Below are 21,987 nucleotides of genomic sequence, written 5' to 3' on the forward strand. Positions count from 1 at the left end.
TGTTTATGGAAGAAGAATAAAAATAAACAAAAATGAAATGTATTGAGGGATCCTTTACGTCAGATCCGTTAGGCAACCTAGCAAATTTGGTGGCCAGATAATGATTCTTGATAACATCGAAGATGTGTATAGCAATAATTTGTTTGCCTTGCATGAGCTTGTTCTCAACGAGCTCGGTTCATACGTATTCGTAAAAAACCGTCAAGGTGAGTATCTGTATGCAAATCAGCTAACACTTAAACTGTTTGGCACAACTTTGGAAGAACTCAGAGGCAAAACTGATCACGATTTTTTTCAAGATGACCTACTCGCCGATATTTTACACAGCGATCAAATGGTATTTGATACCAAACAGCCTTTCATCAGTGAAGAACGTGCACAAGCAAAATTTGATACCAAAGTACGCGTCTACCGCGCAATAAAGAAACCGATTCTAAGTACACAAACCGGTGAAGTGATTGGCCTTATCGGTGTTTCTACTGAGATTACCGATATTGTCGAATTACGAGAACAGCTTCACACTCTGGCCAATACCGATGACTTAACGCAGCTCTACAATCGCCGCAAGTTGTGGCGAGAAGCGTGTAATGAATTTACGTTGGCTCAGCGTGATCATTATCCGGTAAGTTGTATTGCCATTGATATCGACAACTTCAAGTTAGTAAACGACACCTATGGCCACCAGCGAGGAGATGATGTGATTTGGCAGTTAGCAGAGATGGCAAGAAAGCACACACGCCATGACGACGCCTGCGGCAGAATTGGTGGTGAAGAGTTTCTGATTGTTCTGCATAAGGCCAATGCGCATGAGGCCTTTCAAATGGCAGATCGTTTACGTAAAGAATTTTATGCATACGCATTTTTTGACAACGGCGCACACTTTAGTATCAGTTGCGGTATCTCTGAAATTGCGGGCAACGATGCCGATTTTTTCGAAATTTATCGCCGCTCAGACAAAGCACTTTATAAAGCCAAGCTCGCTGGACGGAATCAATGTGCCACATTCCAAGAAACATAACTATGTTCCATAAAGAGCCTATAATGTTCGTTTAATGTGAATTATCACTTAAAACGAGCAAATACTCGCGTATCCCATTCACTAATGATTGAATTTGGTCGATTAAACCGTACACTCACAAAGTCGTAGTGCCTTACGCAAAGTAAGCATTCAAGGTATTGGCCTATTTAAGCTTCAATGAATAAGGATATTTAAGGTGAAAGCAGTTAAACGCCATCAAGAAATTATCGAATTAGTTCAAACACACGGATTTGTGAGTACTGATGATTTAGTCGAGCGATTCAATGTCAGTCCACAAACCATCCGCCGAGATCTCAACGAACTTGCAGATGCCAATAAGTTACGACGCAATCACGGCGGCGCTACCATCGCGTCTAGTTCTGAAAACTCCTCTTACCACACTCGCCAAGTAACTTATCAGCAAGAAAAAAAGAAAGTGGCTGCCGAGCTAGTCAAACACATTCCCGATGGCGCAACGCTCTTTATCGACATAGGTACGACACCTGAAGCTATCGCTCGGGCATTAATGCTCAATCACGAAAATCTGCGCATTGTCACCAACAACATTAACGTGGCGACGATTTTAATGGCCAAACCGGATTTCAATGTCATCTTAGCGGGCGGTGAAGTGCGCAATAAAGACGGTGGCGTGACGGGTGAAGCCACTTTGGATTTCATTTCACAATTTCGTCTCGATTTCGGTATTTTAGGGATTAGCGGCATTGACTATGATGGCTCACTTTTAGATTTCGATTATCACGAAGTGAGAGTCAAACGGGCGATCATCGAAAATAGTCGCTGTGTTTATCTCGGTGTCGACCACAGCAAATTCGGACGTAATGCCATGGTTAAGCTAGGCACAATTGCCGACGTAGATTTGATCATTACCAATGCTCAACCACCAGAAGAAATTGATGCATTCGCTCGTGAAAATGAAGTAACCATTCAGGTGGTATAGATAGATTGAGGCCAAAACCGACATTTGAACTAGATTTTCCCGCCAAATAGATAAACTATTTCATTATTTGCTCGTACTGTTACGGTTTTTTTTGATATAAGTGCCAATATAGTACGACGCAATTTAGAACTTTCGGCTTATGTACAAAATTCTGAGACTGATCCAAGAGAACCAACAAATCACTAGCCACGATGATTTGGAAAATGTACTCAATGGGCTCAATAACTTAATTGGTCATGAATTTTTCCTCTTTGGCCTCTCTTTTCAACCCACGTTAAAAACCAGTGAAACGCTTGTCACGGACAATTACCCCAATAGCTGGCGACAGCAATATGATGAATCAGGCTTCATGCATATCGATCCGATTGTCAAATACAGCATTACCAATTTTTTGCCCATTCGCTGGGATGACGCTAAGCGGGTCAATGATGATGGACGAGTCATTTTCGAAGAGGCGCGTTGCAATGGACTCAAAGCGGGATTTAGCATTCCAATCCATGGACTTAGGGGGGAATTTGGCATGATAAGTTTTGCAACCTCAGATACCAAGTCTTACGATTTGAATCAACAAAGTATCCATACTTCACAGCTCATTGTACCGTTACTGGCTCATAATATTGGCAACATCACCCGTTACCATAAAGACGCAAAACCGAGAGCGGTGCTCACCGCACGTGAAGTACAATGCTTAGCTTGGGCGGCCGAAGGCAAAAGCGCTTGGGAAATTGCCACGATTATTAATACGTCAGAACGTACCGTGAAGTTCCATTTCAGTAATGCTTGTAAAAAGCTTGGCGCGACGAATCGCTACCAAGCGATCACTAAAGCTATTTTAGGTGGCTATATCAATCCCTATTTATAAGGCTTATGCATTGACACTTGCACGATATGCTTCATTCATTGGAATATGCAAAGCGACAGAACGTGTACTTCCCAAAAGATGCACTTTTTTATCACCGAGTCTTTCGCATGGGATCCCCATCCGCTTAATCAATTTTTCCACACTGGCCGATGTGACCGTTACATAAGCATTGATGTGATATTGCTGGGCGTGATGATACAGCGACTGAAACATCTGCAGCGTAACATTACTTACGCCGCCCAATTGCGCCGAATGATCTTTATCGACCGCAAAACGACTCAACTCATAAATCTCCTTTGCTTTGGGGGCTTGCTGCACACCGAGTAATTCCGAAAAAGTATCTTTAAGCATATAACGCGACGTCGTTGGCAAAATTCGCCAACACCCCACTAAATGACCCTGTTCCTCTTTGGCATACAAATAGTGTGCTTCTGGAACGTCGTACTCATCAGTCTCCATTCCTCGATTTGTTTTTAGCTCCCACTGCAAGCGTTGCGAAAAAACCTTATAGCGTAACTTCAGCAATGACACATAATCAGCTTGAGGGACACTTTGAAAGGTATGTGAATAAATTGAAATAGTCATGTGACTTCTCCTTAGGTTATTGGAGAAATCACGCTAAACAATCTCATCAGAGATAGAACCTGTTCGATCGAACAGTTACGTCGAAATACTGTTTAAACTATTATTAACGCAACTGAATAACTAACGCTCAGTTGGCTCAATAAGGTACAACATAAAGTAAATAACTCGTACCGCTCGGCTTTAAAAATCCTCTTAGGCAACTAAGAGGATTTTTTATATCTGCTGCATTCAAAATAATATTGCAGTTTGGTTAACGCTTTGTTATTTATGATTCCGTTAATAAAAAACAAGGATTCCTCAATGAGTAGTGGCCAACGTGCAATAACTTTGCGTTTTTTAGCAGAGCCCGGTGATGTGAATTTTGGTGGTAAAGTCCACGGTGGTGCTGTCATGAAATGGATAGATTTAGCGGCCTATGCGTGCTCAGCAGGCTGGAGTGGTAAATACTGCATCACCGCTTATGCTGGAGGGATCCGCTTTGTCGCTCCTATCCACGTAGGGAACCTCGTTGAAGTCAGCGCAAAAGTCATTTATACGGGAACGAGCTCAATGCATATTGCCATTGATGTGCAAGCGAGCGATCCAAAAGAGTTGAAAAACCAGCTGACTACCCATTGTATTGTCATCATGGTGGCTGTCGATGGGCAAGGCAAGCCCACCCCTATACCCGAATGGGTGCCGCAAACAGCAGAAGATATTGCCCTACGCCAATCAGCGATACGCTTAATGAACATGCGTAAAGAGATAGGGGAAGAGATGGAAGCTCACGTTAAGTACTTAAAATAACCACCCATGATGCGCTCAGTTGTCATTTTTTCTTCATCTTTATTTGCTTAAATCGAGCACTCTGACATTTTGCATCGATGATAGGAAAAAACTTTGACTCTCAGAGAGATTACCTTGAGCGAATCGACGTTAGTCGACCCAAAATCAATTGAGTATCACTGGGTCCGAACGCTTTACGTTGAAGGTTACCAACCCCAAGAAATTAACCACTATATCCGTGCCTGCTTTGGCGGAGATGACACCTTCGCCGATTTGTTTCGCCGCGTTGCACTGCAGCAAGAGAGCTTATATGTCCTTTTGCAATACTTAGGCTGCGCCCCTTCTAGCCGTGAGTTCTAATTTTTTAGCCTTCCTTTACGACGTTACACAAAGATTTCAGATGTGGGTCGCATCCAAACACCATTTCACTTTTGAGACATTCAATTCATCATATACTGCATGCGCGTTACCAATAGCACCCTTTAGTACAGGTATAAAAAAACCCAAGCAATGCTCGGGTCCTGGTTACAAAAACTGTTAGTTTGTTGGATAGTAAGGAATAAAGCTAACAGCCAGCTATGCGTAACGCCAGATTTGCATATTACTTAACTGATCGGCGGCCAAACCAAATACGTTAAGCTAATACAATATGGGCGACCTCACGGTCGCCCTATCGTTATTATCCTTTCACACCACCGGCCGTAAGTCCTCCGACTAACCAGCGCTGTGCAAGCAAAAATACGACAGTGATAGGTAAAGCAGACAACACTGCTGCTGCTGCAAAATCTCCCCACAAATAGTTCTGAGGATAAAGATACTGCTGCATACCCACCGCTAATGTATATGAGTTTACATCAGAAAGTAGCAAAGATGCCACTGGTACTTCACCAACCACCCCAATAAACGAGAGAATAAACACAACCGCAAGAATCGGCACAGAGAGTGGTAGCAGCACCAGTCTAAAGGCTTGCCATGGTGTAGCTCCATCTAAAGCAGCCGCTTCTTCTAATGAGTTATCTATCGTTTCAAAATAGCCTTTGATCGTCCATACGTGCAGTGCGATACCACCTAGGTAGGAGAAAATTAAACCACCATGCGTATTTAAGCCAAGAAATGGGATGTATTGACCTAATTTGTCAAACAGTGCATACATCGCAACCAGTGCCAGTACCGCTGGGAACATTTGAAAAATCATCATCGCTTTTAGGATGGTGTCTTTACCTTTAAAACGCATGCGCGCAAAGGCATAAGCAGACGTTGTCGATAGAGCCACAATGAGCACTGAAGTAATGCCTGCTACTTTCACTGAATTCCATAACCAAGTCAGAACCGGAAATGGCGGCGGTGTAACAGAGCCATCAGCATTAGTGACAGCAAAACCTAATGCCAATTTCCAGTGTTCTAGAGATGGGTTATCTGGGATCAAACTGCCCGTGGCAAAGTTCCCTTCACGAAATGAAATCGCAATGACCATCAATAGTGGAAAAATGATCAGCGATAAAAATGCCCACAGAGCAACATGAGTCGCCCATAAGCGATATTTGAGAGATTGACCTTGTACCATCGCCATAACGATTACTCCTTAATTCTGTGACAGCTTCGTAAAACGTAAGTTGAGTAGTGCTAACCCACCAACCAGTAAGAAGATCAAGGTTGCGATGGCACTAGCCAAACCGAAGTCTTGACCACCAGCTCCTTCAAACGCAATACGATAGGTATAGCTTACGAGTAAATCGGTGTAACCGGCTGGCTCTGAAGTACCAATCATATTCGGGCCACCTTGTGTCAGAAGTTGAATCATCACAAAGTTGTTAAAGTTAAACGCAAAGCTCGCAATGAGTAACGGAGTCATTGGTTTGATCATGAGCGGCAATGTGATACGGGTGAAGTTGTGTAAAAAACCTGCACCATCAATCGCCGATGCTTCATATAAATCCTCTGGAATCGCTTTCAAAAGACCCATACACAAAATCATCATGTAAGGAAAACCAAGCCAAGTATTGACGATCAGCACCATACTTTTAGCGAGAAAGGGGTCTGAGAACCAGCTAGGACTAATGCCAAAAATACTGTTGAGCACCATATTGATCTCACCAAAGCTTTGGTTGAACAAGCCTTTGAAGATCAAAATAGAAATAAAGGCAGGAACAGCATAAGGCAGGATTAATAGCACTCGGTAAACGGCGCGGCCTTTAAGCTCTTCCCATTGCACGACACTGGCTAGCACCAAACCAATCATGAGAGTAAAAATCACGGTTAAAGTCGAGAAAACGACCGTCCAGATAAAGATGTTGATGAAAGGCTCTTTAATACCGTCATCTTTCCATACACGCTCAAAGTTATGTGTGCCAATTTTCACCACAAAACCAGGCGATACTGTCGCACCGATAAATTGACCACTTTCGTCCACTGGTTGATAAAAGCCAACATCCATATTCGGCCGTAGTATTTCGCCTGTTTGATTATTGACCAGCGTTTCGCCATCATCTTGCATGGTGTAAAGCGGCGATACGGCGGCAAACTTGCGCAAGCCACTCATGCGTACATCTTCACCACTAGGGAAATGCAGATCAATTGAGCTCAACGTAGCACGGTGATTAATAATGGTTTTAATCGGCTCTTTGGTGCCCTCAATACCCTCAATAGGTTGAAGATCCATATCGGTCACCGATAAACCCGTTAAGGAAAATACGTCGGTAGCGAGCGTCTGCTCTCCATCCTCGATTGCAATTCGATAGCCACTTTCCGTTTTGTATAGAGTGAAAGGATAGCTTTCCCCGCCCTGATAAGTTCGATCCAACAGCACGGTCTGTGCACGTTCTAAAGAGAGTTGGTTTTTAGCACTGTAGTTAGTAAAAGCCAGACCAACGGTGTAGGCCAAAGGAAAGAGGATGAATAAGATCATTCCCGCGATACCCGGATAAATATAGCGGTGTGCATAAGTATGTTTACTGCCGAAAATATAAAGGGCCAGAGCGGTAAGAATGAGAGTAAGCAGCGCAAAGGCGAGCTCACCGCGAGAATACATAAGAATAGTGGCGTAACCGTTAACGATACCAACCGTACCTAATAATGCCCATTTAATGAGCACATTTTTACTGGAAGGAAGTGCCGTTTCGGGTGCTGACAAAGCATCTGTACCTTGAACTGACTGCATAGAAGAACCTGCTAGCGATATAAACGTAAAATGAAGGAGAGGTTACCCTCTCCTTAAGGGCTTGACCAAAACCGAATTATTTAGTCATTTGTTTTTCTGCATCAGCCAGTGCGGCATCGACAGTTTGGCGGCCATCTACAATATTGATAATTGCACTTTTCGCGCTGCCCCAAAATGCATTCATCTGAGGGATGTTCGGCATAATTTCGCCATTCATTGCGTTATCCATTGTCGCGGCGATGCGTGTATCTGCATCAAGCTCACGTTGGAAAGAGTTAAGAGCCACCGCACCAAGAGGTTTGTCATTATTGACCATGCGCAGACCATCATTGGTGAGTAAGTAGTTTTCGATAAACTCAATCGCGAGATCTTTATTTGGAGAAGCGGTGCTGATACCAGCCGTCAATACGCCCACGAACGGCTTGGAAGATTGCCCGTTAAATTTCGGTAATGTCGTCACACCGTAGTTAATGCCTGATTTTTCAATGTTGCCCCAAGCCCACGGACCGTTGATCGTCATTGCCGTTTTACCTTGGTTAAACGCAGCTTCAGAAACAGAGTAGTCCATATCAGGAGAGATCACGCCTTTGTCCACTAAGCCTTTCACGAAGTTCATCGCGTCTTTTACGCCTTTATTCGCGATACCCGCATCTTTCACATCATAGCCATCAATCGTGTATTTGAATGCGTAACCGCCATCAGCCGCCATAAGAGGCCATGTGAAATACGGTTCTTTCAAGTTCCACATGATGGCCGTTTTGCCCTCTTTCTTAAGTTTGGCGTTCAACGCTTCCACTTCTTCCCAGCTTTTCGGTGGGTTTGGCACAAGATCTTTATTATAGATGAGAGACAAGGATTCTACCGCGACTGGGTAGCCGATGATTTTACCGTTGTATTTCACCGCATCCCAGGCAAAATCCACGATACCCTCTTGAATCGCTTTTGAAGGTTTAATTTCAGCCAGCAAGCCAGCTTCTGCATAACCACCAAAACGGTCATGAGCCCAGAACACAATATCAGGTCCATCACCCGTTGCTGCGGTTTGTGGGAATTTATCTTGAAGTGCGTCAGGGTGAGCCACGGTCACTTTGATACCCGTGTCCGCCTCAAATTTCTTACCCACTTCAGCCAAACCGTTATAGCCTTTATCACCATTAATCCAAATGGTGAGTTGTCCTTCTTCAATAGCAGCATGTGCACCAAACGAACCAAGAGCAACTAGAGTACTTAGCGCGACTGTGCTTAGGGCGTTTTTCATGTTCATATCCTTTTTATTTTTGTGTTGTAGGGCTCACCAACAGGTTTCGCCGTATTTCGTCATATATAATCAGAGAAAACCTAACTTGACTCATCCTCCTACGCCCTACGCCCTCGATATTATGGACTATTTTCGTGATCATCATCGCTCAAGGTTAGAGAGCTCAATCACAAAAAAATACCTTTTTGTGACATGCTTCCACTTAACAGCCATTAATTATTTGAACTGGATCTAACTCAGCCCTTAAACCCCTCCTCCATCGCATCCATCGCTACTCCCCCCTATAAAAAACTCAATTAGGAGGATGTATCAAACACACACATCACACAAAATACAGTCATCCCAGAGTGGATAGTAAGAGCCTTTTCCAGTAACTCATCGTTTACTGGCTTACATCGCTAGATTGGTTTGCTGTCATAAATGAGCGTTCGTGGTAATTGATTTTATAACGGGGGAGACGCTCAATGTGCAGGGGAAGTGAACTAAATCATTGGCATGGATGGGTGATGCTTTCTTCAAACTCCCTTAATTTGAAGACATCACCCTTTTTCTTACATTATTAACCACCTTACCCAATTCCTGCTGTCATTGCCTGCAAGAAAACTCATATAATGATGGGCAGTGATTTATAAAAAATATTGATCGAGGACGAGCTCTATGGCGAGTGTCACGTTAAAAAATGTATGTAAAGCATACGGTGATGTATTAATTTCTAAAAATGTCGACTTAGAAATTCAAGAAGGCGAATTTGTCGTCTTTGTCGGTCCGTCAGGTTGTGGGAAATCCACCCTACTGCGTTGCATCGCAGGCCTAGAAGATATCACCTCGGGTGACTTGTTTATTGGCGATAAGCGAATGAATGATGTTGAACCTTCTAAACGTGGCGTCGGCATGGTATTTCAATCCTATGCGCTCTACCCGCACCTTAATCTTTTCGACAACATGTCTTTTGGCCTAAAGTTGGCCAAAGCCGATAAAAAGGAGATCGAGCAACGTGTTGAGCACGCCGCCGATATTCTCCAGCTCAGCCATTTGCTTGAACGTCAACCTAAGTCTCTTTCAGGTGGTCAACGTCAGCGTGTCGCGATTGGGCGTACTTTAGTCTCACAACCGAATGTATTTTTGCTTGATGAGCCGCTGTCTAACCTAGATGCAGCGCTGCGCGTACAGATGCGTTCAGAGATAACCAAACTGCAACGCAAATTGGGCTGCACTATGATTTACGTTACCCATGACCAAGTCGAAGCAATGACAATGGCTGACAAAATCGTGGTCTTGGATGCTGGTTTCGTATCACAAGTAGGCAAACCACTTGAGTTGTATCATTACCCAGAAAATCGTTTCGTCGCAGGCTTCATCGGTTCTCCTAAAATGAACTTCATGAGCGTATTCATCGAAGATGTCGAAGCCGAACGCGTGAAAGTTCAACTCTCTAATGGAACCTCATTTTGGATTTTGGTCGATGGCACCACGATCACTCGCGGCGAGCGTATGTCATTAGGTGTGCGTCCAGAGCACTTGCTGAGCGCTGAAGATGGTGACGCGAAAATTGAAGGCAAAGTGATGATGGTTGAGAAACTCGGCAATGAAACACAAGTCTACATGAACTTGAAAGGCTCTGATTCTGATGTAATTTACCGCCAGCCTGATACCTTGGGCGTTGAAACAGGTGATACATTGACAATTGGCATTCCAGGGCATCGCTGCCACCTCTTCCACAGCGATGGACGTGCATGTCGCCGCCTTTACAAAGAAAAAGGCATCGAAGCCGAATAAAAAGAAATTCAGTTAAGAAAATAAGACAGCCCCTTTGATAGGGGCTGTCTTATTTAAAAATAAATAAAATTTAATTAAACTCTTCAATACCAATATTATCTTTTGCCCATAATAATGCCTGAAGTCTATTTTTAGCATTTATCTTTTTAAATACATTATGTAAATGTGTTTTTACTGTATTTTCACTTACAAACAACTCATCTGCAATTTGCATATTAGATGCACCACAGCCAAGTAGCTTAATTATTTGCTGCTCTCTTTTCGTTAATTTAGCATAAGCTTGAGAGGTAATAGATGAATTACCTGCACGATAATGCTGTATATATTCCTGAGCCAATTTTCGATTAAACCACATTTCATCATCAAGCACTTTTTCCATGCCCTTAACTAAAGATTCAAGCTGATCATTGGTATAAAATACACCCACAAGATTCTGCCATTTAAAGAGCATTTTAGGTTCAATATCTAGCGGGCAATTAATAAGCACTTCTTTTGCGTCAGGGCAGGATAAGCGTTTAAATGCTGAGTAATCAGCAAAATTATTTTCATCAACGCGAGAATAGTCGATGATAACCAATTGAGTTTTATAGGATGATAGACTGTTATCATTCATCCACGTATCGCAAAGCGGAGAGATATCAATACTAATCGGCAACTTTGACTCTAGCGAATCTTTAAGTAAGCGAGACTGCATACAAACATCAGAAAGCAATCGAACGTTAATTTTTTTTTCTTCACTCATTTTAAACTCCTAGATCATACCGCTCATTTGATAAAACTAACGTTAAGCGACTATAAGTCAATATCTCAAAATAACCCGCTCTCATTTTAATAAAAAACCTAATGAATAAATCCATTTAATTCATGAAGTTATTGTGCATTCTTATTTATGAGAACAAATGACTGTTTTATTTATATACCTTACTACTTGAAGTGGTTTGGGTGTAGTAGGCCATTCTATAAAAGGTAATGGAATAAAAAGATAAAGAATCAAGTGTCGTTCCTAACGAATGAAAAGCACCACACATTTCTGGTTTTGAGAAAAAGCGTGGCACTCACTGCTCATTGACTATTACTTTAAAAATCAACGTCGATGAGAAAATCACCCTATTGAGGCTAGGTCCGATATAGAACTTTTACAACATGCCAACCAAACTTGGTTTTCACCAAATGGGGTGTCAGTACCTCTCCAGTGAAACAGATTTTATCAAATTGAGGTACCATCTGCCCCTGACGAAACTCACCCAGATCCCCCCCTTTTTTACCAGAAGGACAGGTAGAATATTTTCTGGCTAATGTTTGGAATTTCGCTCCCTTTTTTAACTGAGCGATAATATCTTCAGCTTGTTCTTTATGCTTCACTAAAATGTGAAGAGCCGCTGCCGTTCTTGCCATCATTTTTCTCAATAAATTTGCTACTGCAAATAGTGTAACGGATGCTTTTCAAGAGTCCAACCCCCATGTAAGAGTGCAAAAGATCAATAAACATACGGTTATACTGTTTATTTGCATTTAACGCATTGCCGTCAGTAAGAGATCGTTTAGAATTAAGCATAAGAAACAACGTTGAGTAAGGTGTTATGGCTAAAACCCCCAGTAAGGCAAACCAATCCCAAGGCATGTTGATGTTCACATTGAACACTCAGAAACAGCTTTTTGCTATCGGGACTCTGAAAGTACGAGAGATTGTCCCTTACATGCCAATGACACAAATCCCATATTCTCATCACCATGTGATCGGAACGGTGACTATCCGTAACTTGACGGTACCTGTCATTGATATGGCTGCCGCCATTGGCTTTAGAGCAATTCAACCTAGCGAATATAAACAATGCTACTTAATCGTGACGGACTGCCTGCGAACTGTAGTTGCGTTTATGGTACGTAGCATTGAGAAAATCATCGAGTGTGACTGGCGAACAATCGAGTCTTCACCTGCAGTGGCGGGAAAAGACGTTTTTGTCACTGGCATAACCCGCTATCAAAAACAGATTGTGCAGTTACTTGACGTCGAATTATTACTTTCAAAAATTTATCCACAGTATGAATCAACTAAGATCCCGATGCTGACTGATATTGAACGTGAGCGATTAAAAGCACTGCGTATTTTACTGGTGGATGATTCATCTATTGCACGTAAACAATTGTCAGATGCCTTAGACAGTATCAACATCCCTTACCAAATCTGTAAAAATGGACTTGATGCCATTGAGCTGATGCGTCAAGACGCTCAACATCAACGTGCGATCGATTTGCTGGTCAGTGATATTGAAATGCCGGGCCTCGATGGATATGAACTGGCCTTTGAGGTTCAAAATGATCCAATGCTGAGCCATGCTTATTGTATTCTTCACACCTCGCTTTCCAGTGAGATCTGCTTGGATAGAGCTCACCAAGTCGGAGCCCACGAAGCTTTGGAAAAATTTAACGCGACAGAATTAATAGAAGCGATGCTGCGTGGCGCAAAAAAACTGGAACAACGTAAGGATACCGCTTAATCAAGTTTTGCTTGCACAAACAGAGCCTGAAGCGCTTCTCTATCTGATTTTTTCAGTTTACTCACTACAAGCTGATAAGAGCGTTCACATAATTCCTCTAACATCATCTGGTCCACATCTCCGTTTAACTTAACAGAGATCCAGTGTCTTTTATTCATATGATAACCAGGACGAATAGCAGAAAAGGCACTGGTCAGAACTTCACCATCTTCGGGAGTGCACTTCAATGTCACAAACGGCTCTTCTCTCGACTGAGAAGTATAGGCAAACATTTTACCGCGAATTTTGAAAACCAACGCGTCAGGACCAAACGGATAGCTACTTTCTACCTGAGGTAAAATATCCAAAAACGATTCAATATCATACATCTCCATCTATTACTCCTTGATTCAGTAACCAACTTAATTTAGTCATTCAACGATTCAATATATAAAAACCCTACTATGTCTGCCTGTTGTGTTTGATCTACATCAAGAATCGATTGTTCACCGTAAATAAAAATTCAACTTCAAACTTTAGTTGCATTTTTTTAGCGCATAACTTTGGGATATCCGCTAATCTTAGCGGTATGAATATCTGTGACTGTCTATTAATTTTACGATAATGACCAGCGACGACTTTAAGAGATCTACAGCCAATTTAAAAAAAGCAGTACCGTTGATGATGAAAAATCATGTGGCGGCGACACCTGCTAACTATGCACTTTGGTATACCTATGTTGACAATGCCATACCTCAACTCAATCGAGAACTCGATTCTGTATTGGAAAACTTTGGCCTTTGTCCTCCTGCGGCAAGCTCTCAACTCTATAACAGCTATGTCGCATCGCGCTCTGAAACCAGTTTAAGCACGCTACGCAACAACATTGAAGTGTTAGTCAATGAAGTCGCAAGTTCAATGTCAGATACCCTAACCGATACCAGCGAATTTGCCAGAGTGATTGATAAAAGTTTTAGTGAATTAGAACGAGTCGAAAACGATGATTTATCGATCGAAGAGGTGATGAAAGTGGTTCGCCAATTGGTCACTGAATCGCGAGATATTCGCCATTCAACTCAGTTTTTAAATGGTCAACTTAATAGTGCCAGTAAAGAAATTCATCGACTGAAAGAGCAGCTTGCCGAGGTGCAAAAAGAGGCTTTATTCGATGGATTGTCCGGTTTATATAACCGCCGTTCGTTCAATGATGATCTCTTTACCCTAATAAGCGCGCAGCAACCAATAAGCCTGATCTTATTAGATATCGATCACTTCAAATCTTTTAATGACAATTACGGCCACCTATTTGGTGACACCGTCATCAAAGGCATCGCTAAAAAGCTTCAGAGTAGCTGTCGAGATGGCATTACCGCCTACCGATTTGGCGGCGAAGAGTTCGTTTTAATTGTTCCAAATAAAACACTGCGCATTGCCAGACAGTTTGCAGAATCACTGCGCCGTTCGATAGAGAAAATGAGCGTGAAGGATCGCCGCTCAGGAAACCAAGTTGGTAATATTACCGCCTCTTTTGGTGTGACAGAATTACAACTAGGTGATACGTCCGAGTCTTTGATAGAAAGAACTGATAAACTGCTCTATGAAGCAAAACAATTAGGCCGCAACCGTGTTATGCCGCTTTAATCGCTGCAACCTCTTATGAGTAGCTGAAAAGCAATCACAATTTCCATAAACCTCAATTTATGGATAGAAAAGTAAAAGGGGCGCCACGCCCCATTTAATCCCAATACGCATCTATAACCTAAGCAAGGTTAAAACTGTAGTTTAAGTAATAGTCTTCACCATCTTTTGCGGTGTACTCCTTATCTTCACTACAAGCTTGAGGCTTACCCTTTTCATCACCTTTGACTAGGCTTACCCAGTGGCGCATTGCGGCGCTGGGCATTTCTTCCACCGATTGGGTAAATGTGGTACACGTTTCTAACTGAATATCATTAATCTCTATCAGCTCAACGCGCCCAGTCCCTTTAGTGCAGCCTAACATCACTTCAACATGGCTACCACTTCCATCACGGAACAAGATCGAACATGGTGACTCCTTTTCACCATTGAAGGCAACAAAATGTTTTGGGTGCTTCAAACCACTATGACGCCCATCCTTGAAATAAGCCAACACATGGCGGTAATCGATCACATAACTGGTCACATCTTGATGAGAGCCCGTCGCCAAAGGGAACAATCTATCGAGTAGTTGCTTCGCTCTACTCTGCTTTTCATTTTGTTGATTAGCACTGATAGTCTCGACGGCGAAGACGGCTTCAGCGATAAAGGGTTTATCTAGTTTTTGGATTTCTGTTTTATCGAATGTCAGCATATTCATCGTCTTTTCCTTATAGGTAACTCAACATTTTGTGTTCTAGAGCAATTATTCCAAACTTGCGTTTAACCTTTGTGCAAATTTGTGACCTTGCTTACTTGGTAGATTAACCAATTTTTTACTACAATTTCACAACAAAAATTTTACAGTGTGAATTTTACAAAATGGCCTTGTCAAAAAGCTTAGTTCGTCAGTCACATTTCTTAGGGACAAAAGTCAGAAACTTAAGAAAGCGTAATCACCTAACGATGGAAGACTTATCGGCACGCTGTATTCGTATCAACCCAGAATACGCCCCCTCCGTTTCATACCTTTCGATGATTGAGCGTGGAAAACGGGTGCCTAGTGTTGATATGTTGGAGGTCATTGCCCAAGTTTTCCAAAAAGATCCCGCTTGGTTTTTAGATGATGAACCAGGTCAAACGGATATTACTCCTGACAAGGGTAACAGAGGTGGGATCAGCGGTATGGCTCTTGAACCTAGCTTTTTATTCTCAAATGATATTTTACAAATCGCGATCCCAGAGATGCTTTCCCAAACCGGGATCACTGGCAAACAGTTTGCTCATCTATTGATCCGTGCTCACCAAGAGAGTTTACAAAACCACTTCCCAGATCTTGAGCGAGCAGCAGAAGAAGTGGGTTTAAAACGCTTAAACTTAGCTGTTGAAGATCTTATCGACATCGCCAAAAGCCTTGGTTTGGTTATCCGCTGGGTCACGAGAACCCCGCAAGATGTTGTTGATGAGCTTGGTGTTAGCGCCAAACAACTTATTACCTCTTTTTTTGAACCACCATGCACGATCTACCTCAATGAAATTCTACGTGAGTACCCAACTCGCCTAAAGTACGACCTCGCGGTGTATATTGGCCACAATATTCTGCACAGCAAAGAGGGACTAAAAAGTGTCTTAACAGTTGGCCACACAAACAGTTGGGAAGAAACGCCTGATGCCACCGCCACCTGTGAATTAAATTCCCAAGATATCCTTCAGGCATGGCGAGATTTTGAATCGAGTTTTTTTGCTGGCGCACTGCTGTGCCCCAAAGTACCTTATCGACAACTTCTTGATCGAAGCGGTTACGAAATCGATGTACATTTGAAAGCGGGGGTTTCTCCTTCCGTTGCGATGAGGCGCATGACGGTCGTGTCACCCTATCCGCATTGGCACTATTTCGATGCTTATGGTGAAGGCAAATTAAAAGCGGTTTATCGTGGCAATGGGATCCCTCTACCGTGGGGGAATATGCGTAAAGTGAATGACCCTTGCCAGCATTGGGCCGTGTTTAGACGTCTTTCAGAGCCGCAAAGTGGCAGCTCTGCGCAAATTTCGATTTTGAATGTAGGTGATGAACCGAGAATATATTGCTGTGAATCCGTCAATATGATCGATCCAGCAGGCAATAATCGAGTGCTATGCGCAGGAATAGATTTGAATCCAGCCATCAATGCACAAGGTGGGGATGCTCACTCAATTGCTGAGGAGCTCAAAGCGTTATGCGTCAGCAACGGCGGAAGCTCTCTTATTCCAAGACACATCAAAAAAGATCTCACGACTATTGCTAAAATTCTTAATATTAATTGGATTGAACGCGGAATTGAAAATAATGCGCGCTTAATCTGCTCACGCGGTGCTGTCTGTCCAAGAAAACCAAGCTGCTATGAGAAATGTGCTGGCTAGTTGCAGAGCGTAAAAATAAAAAAAGCCAATCACAAAAAGTATGATTGGCTATTAATAAGTGTGAACAAAAATAAGGTTCACTAACAACGTCAGTTGGCTAGGTGACCCTCGGCTTAGAAGGGTCACTTACTATATAGCAGGATGCATGCCAACTTTAAAACTGCCAAAAAACACCTTATCTGTCTACTTTATGAGCGGTTTCATTACAACGTGTCGCATAATAAATTTGCATTTTGCAATTAAATTTCAAAATGCAAATCTGAATAAATAATTTAGTAGTACTGCTGCCTCTTTTCTTGATACATCCGCTCATCAGCCAGTTTCAACATCGCATCCACATTATCAAATTCTGGGCTAAATGCGGCTGCGCCTACACTGACATGTAGGTTAATTAAGTGCTGCTCATAAATGACTGGCGCATTACACAACGCACTTTTTATTTTGAGACTGATCCGCTCAATATCATCGTTGTCCGATACTCGAGACAGCAAAACCAGAAACTCATCACCGCCAATACGTGCAACTAAATCCGAAGAACGCAATACGTTTTTCACTCGCTCCGCACAAGCAATCAATACCTTGTCACCCGCCGCATGCCCATAGGTGTCATTGATCGATTTGAACTTATCAATATCAATGTTGAGGATCACAAAACCAGCCGATTGGTCCATTTTGATAGCCTGCTCAAAATATCGATCAAGCGTATACATGAAGTACCGACGGTTAGGAAGCTGAGTTAATTCATCATGAAGTGCTCTTTCATTAGCAATGGAGTACAAGCGATATATCGTAATAAACGCCGCAACCAACAAGATTAAGATCGGATAACCTAACAGCCGTACAATGTGGACCTGATACCAAGGCACTTGACCTAAAACATCGCTTTTCTGCGCAACAGCAATTTCCCAGCCACCATAGGGAAAATGAACACTTTGTTTTGCAAAAGCTTTCGTGAACACCTCTTGTTCACCAAAAAATACCTCGCCTTCCGAACCAGTACTGTCTACCCCACGTATTGCCAAGTTAAAGCGGTGAGTAAAACGTTCAACGCCAGTGGAAAGTAATAGAGAATCTAAATCGATCACGACACTGCATACCCCCCAATATTGTTGGTTATCAGGAGGGTCAGTAAATATAGGAATCCGAGCAACAAGGCCTCGCCCACCTTGAACTAGGTTCACAGGGCCTGCAATGAAGATCTCTTGGATCTCCCTTGCTTTTAAGATCGTGGCCCATTGTTTGGGAACGGTACGGTAATCTAAGCCTATCGTTTTGTGATTTCCGCTCAATGGATAGATGTAACGAATCACATCATCAGGCGCAAGCCCAATCACGCGCAAATGTCTACCTTCATGTAAAATATTAGCCGCAATCTTTTCCCAATCTTCGAACTGAGAATGGGCGTTAATCGCAATTAAACTGGTTAACCCATTTGCTACATAGATGTCAGACAAAATGGCAGCTTCTAACTGAGCTCGAATAATCGAAAGCTCTTCCTTTGCTCTGGTTTGAAGATTATCTCGGATAAAACTTCGTTGATTGAAATTGATAATTTCGATCAACCCTCCACAAAAAATGATGAAGGCAACGAGAAGCAAATTGACAGACCACTGTTTGCCTGAGATATGTCTCATGCAACTCTCCCTCACTAGCCTGTAGCGATCACTACATGTGTATGGTTTTACTTGCTCTATTTAGAATAGTGCTTCTTACTTAAGATTAACGTAATTAATGAGGGAATACCCAAATTAATTACAAATTTATTGATATAACCAAATGAACTCGTAGCTTTTTGCTAACATAGTCAGATTTTAATTCATCAATTTGCATAGCGTAAAAAGCACAATCAGCTAAACGTATTATCCTAACGACGGCTCAAAGTGGTCATTTTACGCACACCTGACACATCACCAACAATAATAAATATATGAAATGATAATATTATTATGAATATTAGCTTAAAGGTGTGTTTTCATCATGTTATTAAAAAAGAGTGGCCTATTTCTGGGATTCGCTATTGCATTGTGGTTGCCTGCCTCTGGCTATGCAGAGCCAGCGTCAACACCGAATAACACTTTTTCTGAATCTGCGGATCTTATTCGTCAAACCTATGAAGAGCAACTTTTCACATTGCCGGCATTCAAAGAAGGGCACTATGGGTTGCGGATGTACCGCCAAACTCTAGATCCTAAATATTCAGCAGCGGTGTGGAGTGATCTTGCTCGCGTGGCGAGCCGACTTAATCAATTTTCCGCAGAAGTTTCAACTGCTGAACAGGTTTTTCTCTACTCTGAGCAACGTTTGGCTGGATACCTCGATGACGAAGATGAACGCAGCCAATTACGCTATATCGCCACTAAACATATGCCAGAATACCTCTACTTAGGCGTCGACCTATTAGGCTCTATGGCCCGTGCCAACGAATATGGTTTGAAACATAAAGAAGATCAGCTTTTGCGCCAAGTGATCCGCCGTTATGATTTTACTAAGTACGCCACTGATGAAGAAATGATTAAAGCGTGGGCCGCACAACTTGCTAACCAAGTCTATTGGTTACGCCAGTTAGGTGAACAAGATGTCGTACAACCATTCATTGATAGCTTTAGGAAAACATACCCAGATTCTGCTGATAAAGCACTCTCCGCGCAACAATATGGCAATAAGCTGTATGGCATGACACACATTATTTTTGCCGATTCGGAATACTATCAAAATCCCATTAAAGAGCAGCAGCATCAATGGATCTTCGACTACTTTCGCAATAATATCGATACCATTTTGCTAAGAGCGAAGGAAGATGTGGTTGCTGAAGTTGGAATCACTTTTCTACTCGCAGGTTTAGAAAAGGATCCTGTTGTAGAAAAAACTCGTCTCGCAATTCAACAAGCGATTGATAAAAAGAAAGGGATGATCCCCTCTACCTCAGGTGTGTTTGACCTTGCCGACGGAGAGCACCGCAATGTACTTGCCATTATGTTACTTGACTGGCAGAAAACCAACCAAGCGCCAACAGTAAAAAATAATCCTAAGGTATTTTCTAGCCTGCCTTATGGACTCATCAGACAGTAACAATAAGCGGGTTAAGCTGATTTAAGCTGGTTTGACGATACTGAGGATTTAAATAGCTTCGGGATAAGAATTCCGGTAAAAGTTGCCATCACAATCAAGCCCAACCCTACCATTTGTGTTGGCAAGTACTGCACATTAAAAAACAACTGTTGCCATAATGCGGTAAAAAGAAAATTGGTAAAAATCAGCGGAGCGAGCTGGGAGCCAGAGTGTGCCAGACGGTAGGCTTTGGCTCGAAAAATTTGAGTGTTGATGACTAATATAGAAACTCCGCTCAAGGCAGTAACCACGGCTAACTGTTGCAAGCTGCCCCAGGTTTGTTGAAGTACATTCACGTCCGCGGTAGGAAGAAATAACAAAGGCAGTAATAAGATTGATGCACACACAAACGTCCAAGCATTGATATGAATAGATCGCATATCACTTTTCGTCGCTCGATATAAGCTTAACTGCGATCCCGCATTCAGCGCTCCCGCAAGTAAACCGACCAATAACTCCATTCGTAAATGGATGCCCGAAACATCTCCAGCCAGCAGTAACACCCCGATAAATGTAATGGCCAAGCTCACAACCGTGCCTGCTTTCATCACTACACCAAATATTAATTTTTCTAACAAAGGAATAAACAGTGGACCAGTGCTGAACAATACGACACTTTCCACCAAAGAAAGATGCTGAAGTGAGTAAATAAAACAGAGCTGACAGCCTACAATACATACTGAGCGAACCCACAGAGCCCGTTTCATACCTTTGGGAGGAAAACGGAAATGAGTCAAGCTCATTACTCCCAACAATATAAGCGCGGGGAGTAAAAATCGGAGAAAACTGAGACTTTGTAGCGGTATCTCATGTGCAAGAAACTTAGACAGTAGACCTGTCAATGACAAGCTAAATGTGGAGGACAACATAAATAATGGGGCCAAAATTCGTGGGTTCATACAACTCTCCTCTAGTACAGCCATCATAGAGCAATGACGAAAGGAAAAATAACGAGTAATATTAACCAAACCTGTAAGAGAAACTTACCAATGCGAAAACTACCTCCGCTCAAGTCACTCTACTCATTTATTGCCGTAGCAGAAACAGGCAGCATGACGGATGCAGCAAAGCACCTTAATGTTAGTCATTCAGCCGTCAGTCAATCAATAAAAGCATTAGAGAACCAGCTAAACCAGCCGCTATTCAATCGCGTTGGGCGTCACGTCGTACTCAATAATACTGGTCAAAAATACTATCGGAGCATTGCGCCTGCTTTGGAGCAAATCGTTGAAGCAACTGAAGCGCTTATGAGAGATGAGCGCCATAACCGACTGACACTCAACATGGTCAACTCATTAGCGCTGCACTGGTGGATACCACGAGTTAACCGCTTTCAAGAGCATGCGCCACATATAGACGTGAGAATATCGAGTTTAACAGGCACTTTTTCTCTAACATCAGAGAACGTTGATATCGCGATTGTTCATGGTAAACAAGATGAGTGGCAAGACTACTATTGTGAGAAACTTGCCGAAGATGAATTGGTGCTGGTATGCAGCCCTGAGCTCATAAAACCTGACCTCATAAAACAAGGTGATAAGCAGACGCTTTCATCCATACTTAAATGCCACCCAGCGATTATCGCTGTGAACGACCGCCGCAAAAAAGACTGGCAAATTTGGTGCGATGCTTATCAACTTAGCATGCCAGAAAGTCACAAAAACCTATCATTTGTTTCTTCAGCACAAGCCGTACAAGCAACTATCCGCCAATTAGGTATTTTCGTTACCCATCGCCTCTTTGTAAAAGATGACATCAAGTTAGGCCTACTACAAGAACTCGGTTCCGCAGTGACTAATCCCTATCAAGACTACTACTTCGTTTGTGCCAAAGAGCAACTGAAACAAGAGAGTATCTTAGTGCTAAGAAGTTGGATCAAAAAAGAATTTGTGATGTAACTAAATTTGCGATGTAAATACAGGACGGCTTAGATTTTTTTGCTATATCCAAATTTACTTATATTCATTTTTTTATACAAAAATAATGGCTTATTTGGACGACGTTAA

General features: G+C 42.4%; 21 protein-coding genes. 11 read left to right on the plus strand and 10 right to left on the minus strand.

Annotated features, from left to right (window positions below; all coding sequences use genetic code 11):
• Nucleotides 1–100: 100 nt before the first annotated feature.
• From AACV32_RS08095 to AACV32_RS08105, 3 genes are all read left to right on the plus strand, one after another.
• Entirely contained in the window at nt 101–1,018 is a 918-nt protein-coding gene (locus tag AACV32_RS08095; protein WP_170894884.1) for a GGDEF domain-containing protein, read from the plus strand.
• A gap of 196 nt (nt 1,019–1,214) precedes the next feature.
• The gene (locus tag AACV32_RS08100; protein WP_017050310.1) at nt 1,215–1,976 is read left to right on the plus strand and encodes a DeoR/GlpR family transcriptional regulator; all 762 of its coding nucleotides are present in this window, start codon (nt 1,215–1,217) and stop codon (nt 1,974–1,976) included.
• A 139-nt stretch (nt 1,977–2,115) separates the two neighbouring features.
• Complete coding sequence (locus AACV32_RS08105) at nt 2,116–2,838, plus strand: helix-turn-helix transcriptional regulator (RefSeq protein WP_017050309.1); 723 nt, start codon at nt 2,116–2,118, stop codon at nt 2,836–2,838.
• A gap of 3 nt (nt 2,839–2,841) precedes the next feature.
• Here the strand turns inward: AACV32_RS08105 and AACV32_RS08110 are convergent, their stop codons facing one another.
• The gene (locus AACV32_RS08110; RefSeq protein WP_013868065.1) at nt 2,842–3,423 is read right to left on the minus strand and encodes an acyl-homoserine-lactone synthase; all 582 of its coding nucleotides are present in this window, start codon (nt 3,421–3,423) and stop codon (nt 2,842–2,844) included.
• A 300-nt stretch (nt 3,424–3,723) separates the two neighbouring features.
• On the opposite strand from AACV32_RS08110, the gene AACV32_RS08115 reads away from it, so the two are divergent.
• Complete coding sequence (locus AACV32_RS08115) at nt 3,724–4,209, plus strand: acyl-CoA thioesterase (RefSeq protein WP_026027856.1); 486 nt, start codon at nt 3,724–3,726, stop codon at nt 4,207–4,209.
• A 93-nt stretch (nt 4,210–4,302) separates the two neighbouring features.
• Nucleotides 4,303–4,548, plus strand: a complete 246-nt coding sequence (locus AACV32_RS08120; RefSeq protein WP_017047197.1) for a hypothetical protein — start codon at nt 4,303–4,305, stop codon at nt 4,546–4,548.
• A gap of 319 nt (nt 4,549–4,867) precedes the next feature.
• Here AACV32_RS08120 and malG read toward each other — a convergent pair whose 3' ends face one another.
• The 3 genes from malG to malE form a co-directional block, all read right to left on the minus strand.
• The gene (gene malG / locus AACV32_RS08125) at nt 4,868–5,758 is read right to left on the minus strand and encodes a maltose ABC transporter permease MalG (RefSeq protein ID WP_010317575.1); all 891 of its coding nucleotides are present in this window, start codon (nt 5,756–5,758) and stop codon (nt 4,868–4,870) included.
• Between the two features lie 12 nt (nt 5,759–5,770).
• Nucleotides 5,771–7,345: a maltose ABC transporter permease MalF gene (gene malF / locus AACV32_RS08130; RefSeq protein WP_017050308.1), complete on the minus strand. Its 1,575-nt coding sequence runs from the start codon at nt 7,343–7,345 to the stop codon at nt 5,771–5,773.
• Between the two features lie 76 nt (nt 7,346–7,421).
• A complete protein-coding gene (malE, locus tag AACV32_RS08135; RefSeq protein ID WP_026027705.1) occupies nt 7,422–8,603 on the minus strand; it encodes a maltose/maltodextrin ABC transporter substrate-binding protein MalE in 1,182 nt (393 codons plus the stop codon).
• A 657-nt stretch (nt 8,604–9,260) separates the two neighbouring features.
• Between malE and malK the strand changes: the two genes are divergently transcribed.
• Nucleotides 9,261–10,379 carry a maltose/maltodextrin ABC transporter ATP-binding protein MalK gene (gene malK / locus AACV32_RS08140; RefSeq protein WP_017045996.1) on the plus strand — a complete coding sequence of 373 codons (1,119 nt, stop codon included), beginning with the start codon at nt 9,261–9,263 and terminating at the stop codon, nt 10,377–10,379.
• Nucleotides 10,380–10,449: 70 nt separating this feature from the next.
• On the opposite strand, the gene AACV32_RS08145 is transcribed toward malK, so the two are convergent.
• Together AACV32_RS08145 and ppiC are read right to left on the minus strand one after the other, a co-directional pair.
• On the minus strand, nt 10,450–11,121 hold the full coding sequence (locus AACV32_RS08145) for a LuxR C-terminal-related transcriptional regulator (RefSeq protein WP_017045995.1): 672 nt from the start codon (nt 11,119–11,121) through the stop codon (nt 10,450–10,452).
• A gap of 374 nt (nt 11,122–11,495) precedes the next feature.
• Nucleotides 11,496–11,774 (minus strand): peptidylprolyl isomerase PpiC, encoded by a 279-nt coding sequence (gene ppiC, locus AACV32_RS08150; protein ID WP_026027858.1) that lies wholly within the window; start codon nt 11,772–11,774, stop codon nt 11,496–11,498.
• A 185-nt stretch (nt 11,775–11,959) separates the two neighbouring features.
• Between ppiC and AACV32_RS08155 the strand changes: the two genes are divergently transcribed.
• Nucleotides 11,960–12,877 carry a chemotaxis protein gene (locus AACV32_RS08155; RefSeq protein ID WP_013868073.1) on the plus strand — a complete coding sequence of 306 codons (918 nt, stop codon included), beginning with the start codon at nt 11,960–11,962 and terminating at the stop codon, nt 12,875–12,877.
• On the opposite strand, the gene AACV32_RS08160 is transcribed toward AACV32_RS08155, so the two are convergent.
• Entirely contained in the window at nt 12,874–13,251 is a 378-nt protein-coding gene (locus tag AACV32_RS08160) for an MmcQ/YjbR family DNA-binding protein (protein ID WP_017045994.1), read from the minus strand. The genes AACV32_RS08155 and AACV32_RS08160 overlap by 4 nt on opposite strands.
• Nucleotides 13,252–13,480: 229 nt before the next feature.
• Here AACV32_RS08160 and AACV32_RS08165 point away from each other — a divergent pair, with 229 nt between their 5' ends.
• Nucleotides 13,481–14,497, plus strand: a complete 1,017-nt coding sequence (locus tag AACV32_RS08165) for a GGDEF domain-containing protein (RefSeq protein WP_017045993.1) — start codon at nt 13,481–13,483, stop codon at nt 14,495–14,497.
• Between the two features lie 118 nt (nt 14,498–14,615).
• Here AACV32_RS08165 and AACV32_RS08170 read toward each other — a convergent pair whose 3' ends face one another.
• The gene (locus tag AACV32_RS08170) at nt 14,616–15,194 is read right to left on the minus strand and encodes a malate synthase (RefSeq protein ID WP_013868075.1); all 579 of its coding nucleotides are present in this window, start codon (nt 15,192–15,194) and stop codon (nt 14,616–14,618) included.
• Nucleotides 15,195–15,355: 161 nt separating this feature from the next.
• On the opposite strand from AACV32_RS08170, the gene AACV32_RS08175 reads away from it, so the two are divergent.
• Nucleotides 15,356–16,873: a DUF3612 domain-containing protein gene (locus tag AACV32_RS08175; protein ID WP_017047432.1), complete on the plus strand. Its 1,518-nt coding sequence runs from the start codon at nt 15,356–15,358 to the stop codon at nt 16,871–16,873.
• Between the two features lie 272 nt (nt 16,874–17,145).
• Here AACV32_RS08175 and AACV32_RS08180 read toward each other — a convergent pair whose 3' ends face one another.
• A complete protein-coding gene (locus AACV32_RS08180) occupies nt 17,146–18,522 on the minus strand; it encodes a diguanylate cyclase (RefSeq protein ID WP_017050307.1) in 1,377 nt (458 codons plus the stop codon).
• Between the two features lie 328 nt (nt 18,523–18,850).
• Here AACV32_RS08180 and AACV32_RS08185 point away from each other — a divergent pair, with 328 nt between their 5' ends.
• Nucleotides 18,851–19,942, plus strand: a complete 1,092-nt coding sequence (locus tag AACV32_RS08185) for a DUF3541 domain-containing protein (protein WP_017050306.1) — start codon at nt 18,851–18,853, stop codon at nt 19,940–19,942.
• An 11-nt stretch (nt 19,943–19,953) separates the two neighbouring features.
• Here AACV32_RS08185 and AACV32_RS08190 read toward each other — a convergent pair whose 3' ends face one another.
• Nucleotides 19,954–20,880 carry a DMT family transporter gene (locus tag AACV32_RS08190; protein WP_170894885.1) on the minus strand — a complete coding sequence of 309 codons (927 nt, stop codon included), beginning with the start codon at nt 20,878–20,880 and terminating at the stop codon, nt 19,954–19,956.
• A gap of 90 nt (nt 20,881–20,970) precedes the next feature.
• Between AACV32_RS08190 and AACV32_RS08195 the strand changes: the two genes are divergently transcribed.
• Nucleotides 20,971–21,879 (plus strand): LysR substrate-binding domain-containing protein, encoded by a 909-nt coding sequence (locus tag AACV32_RS08195; RefSeq protein ID WP_170894886.1) that lies wholly within the window; start codon nt 20,971–20,973, stop codon nt 21,877–21,879.
• Nucleotides 21,880–21,987 lie beyond the last annotated feature (108 nt).

The organism is Vibrio sp. B7, from assembly GCF_963888765.1.
Lineage (GTDB): Bacteria > Pseudomonadota > Gammaproteobacteria > Enterobacterales > Vibrionaceae > Vibrio > Vibrio anguillarum.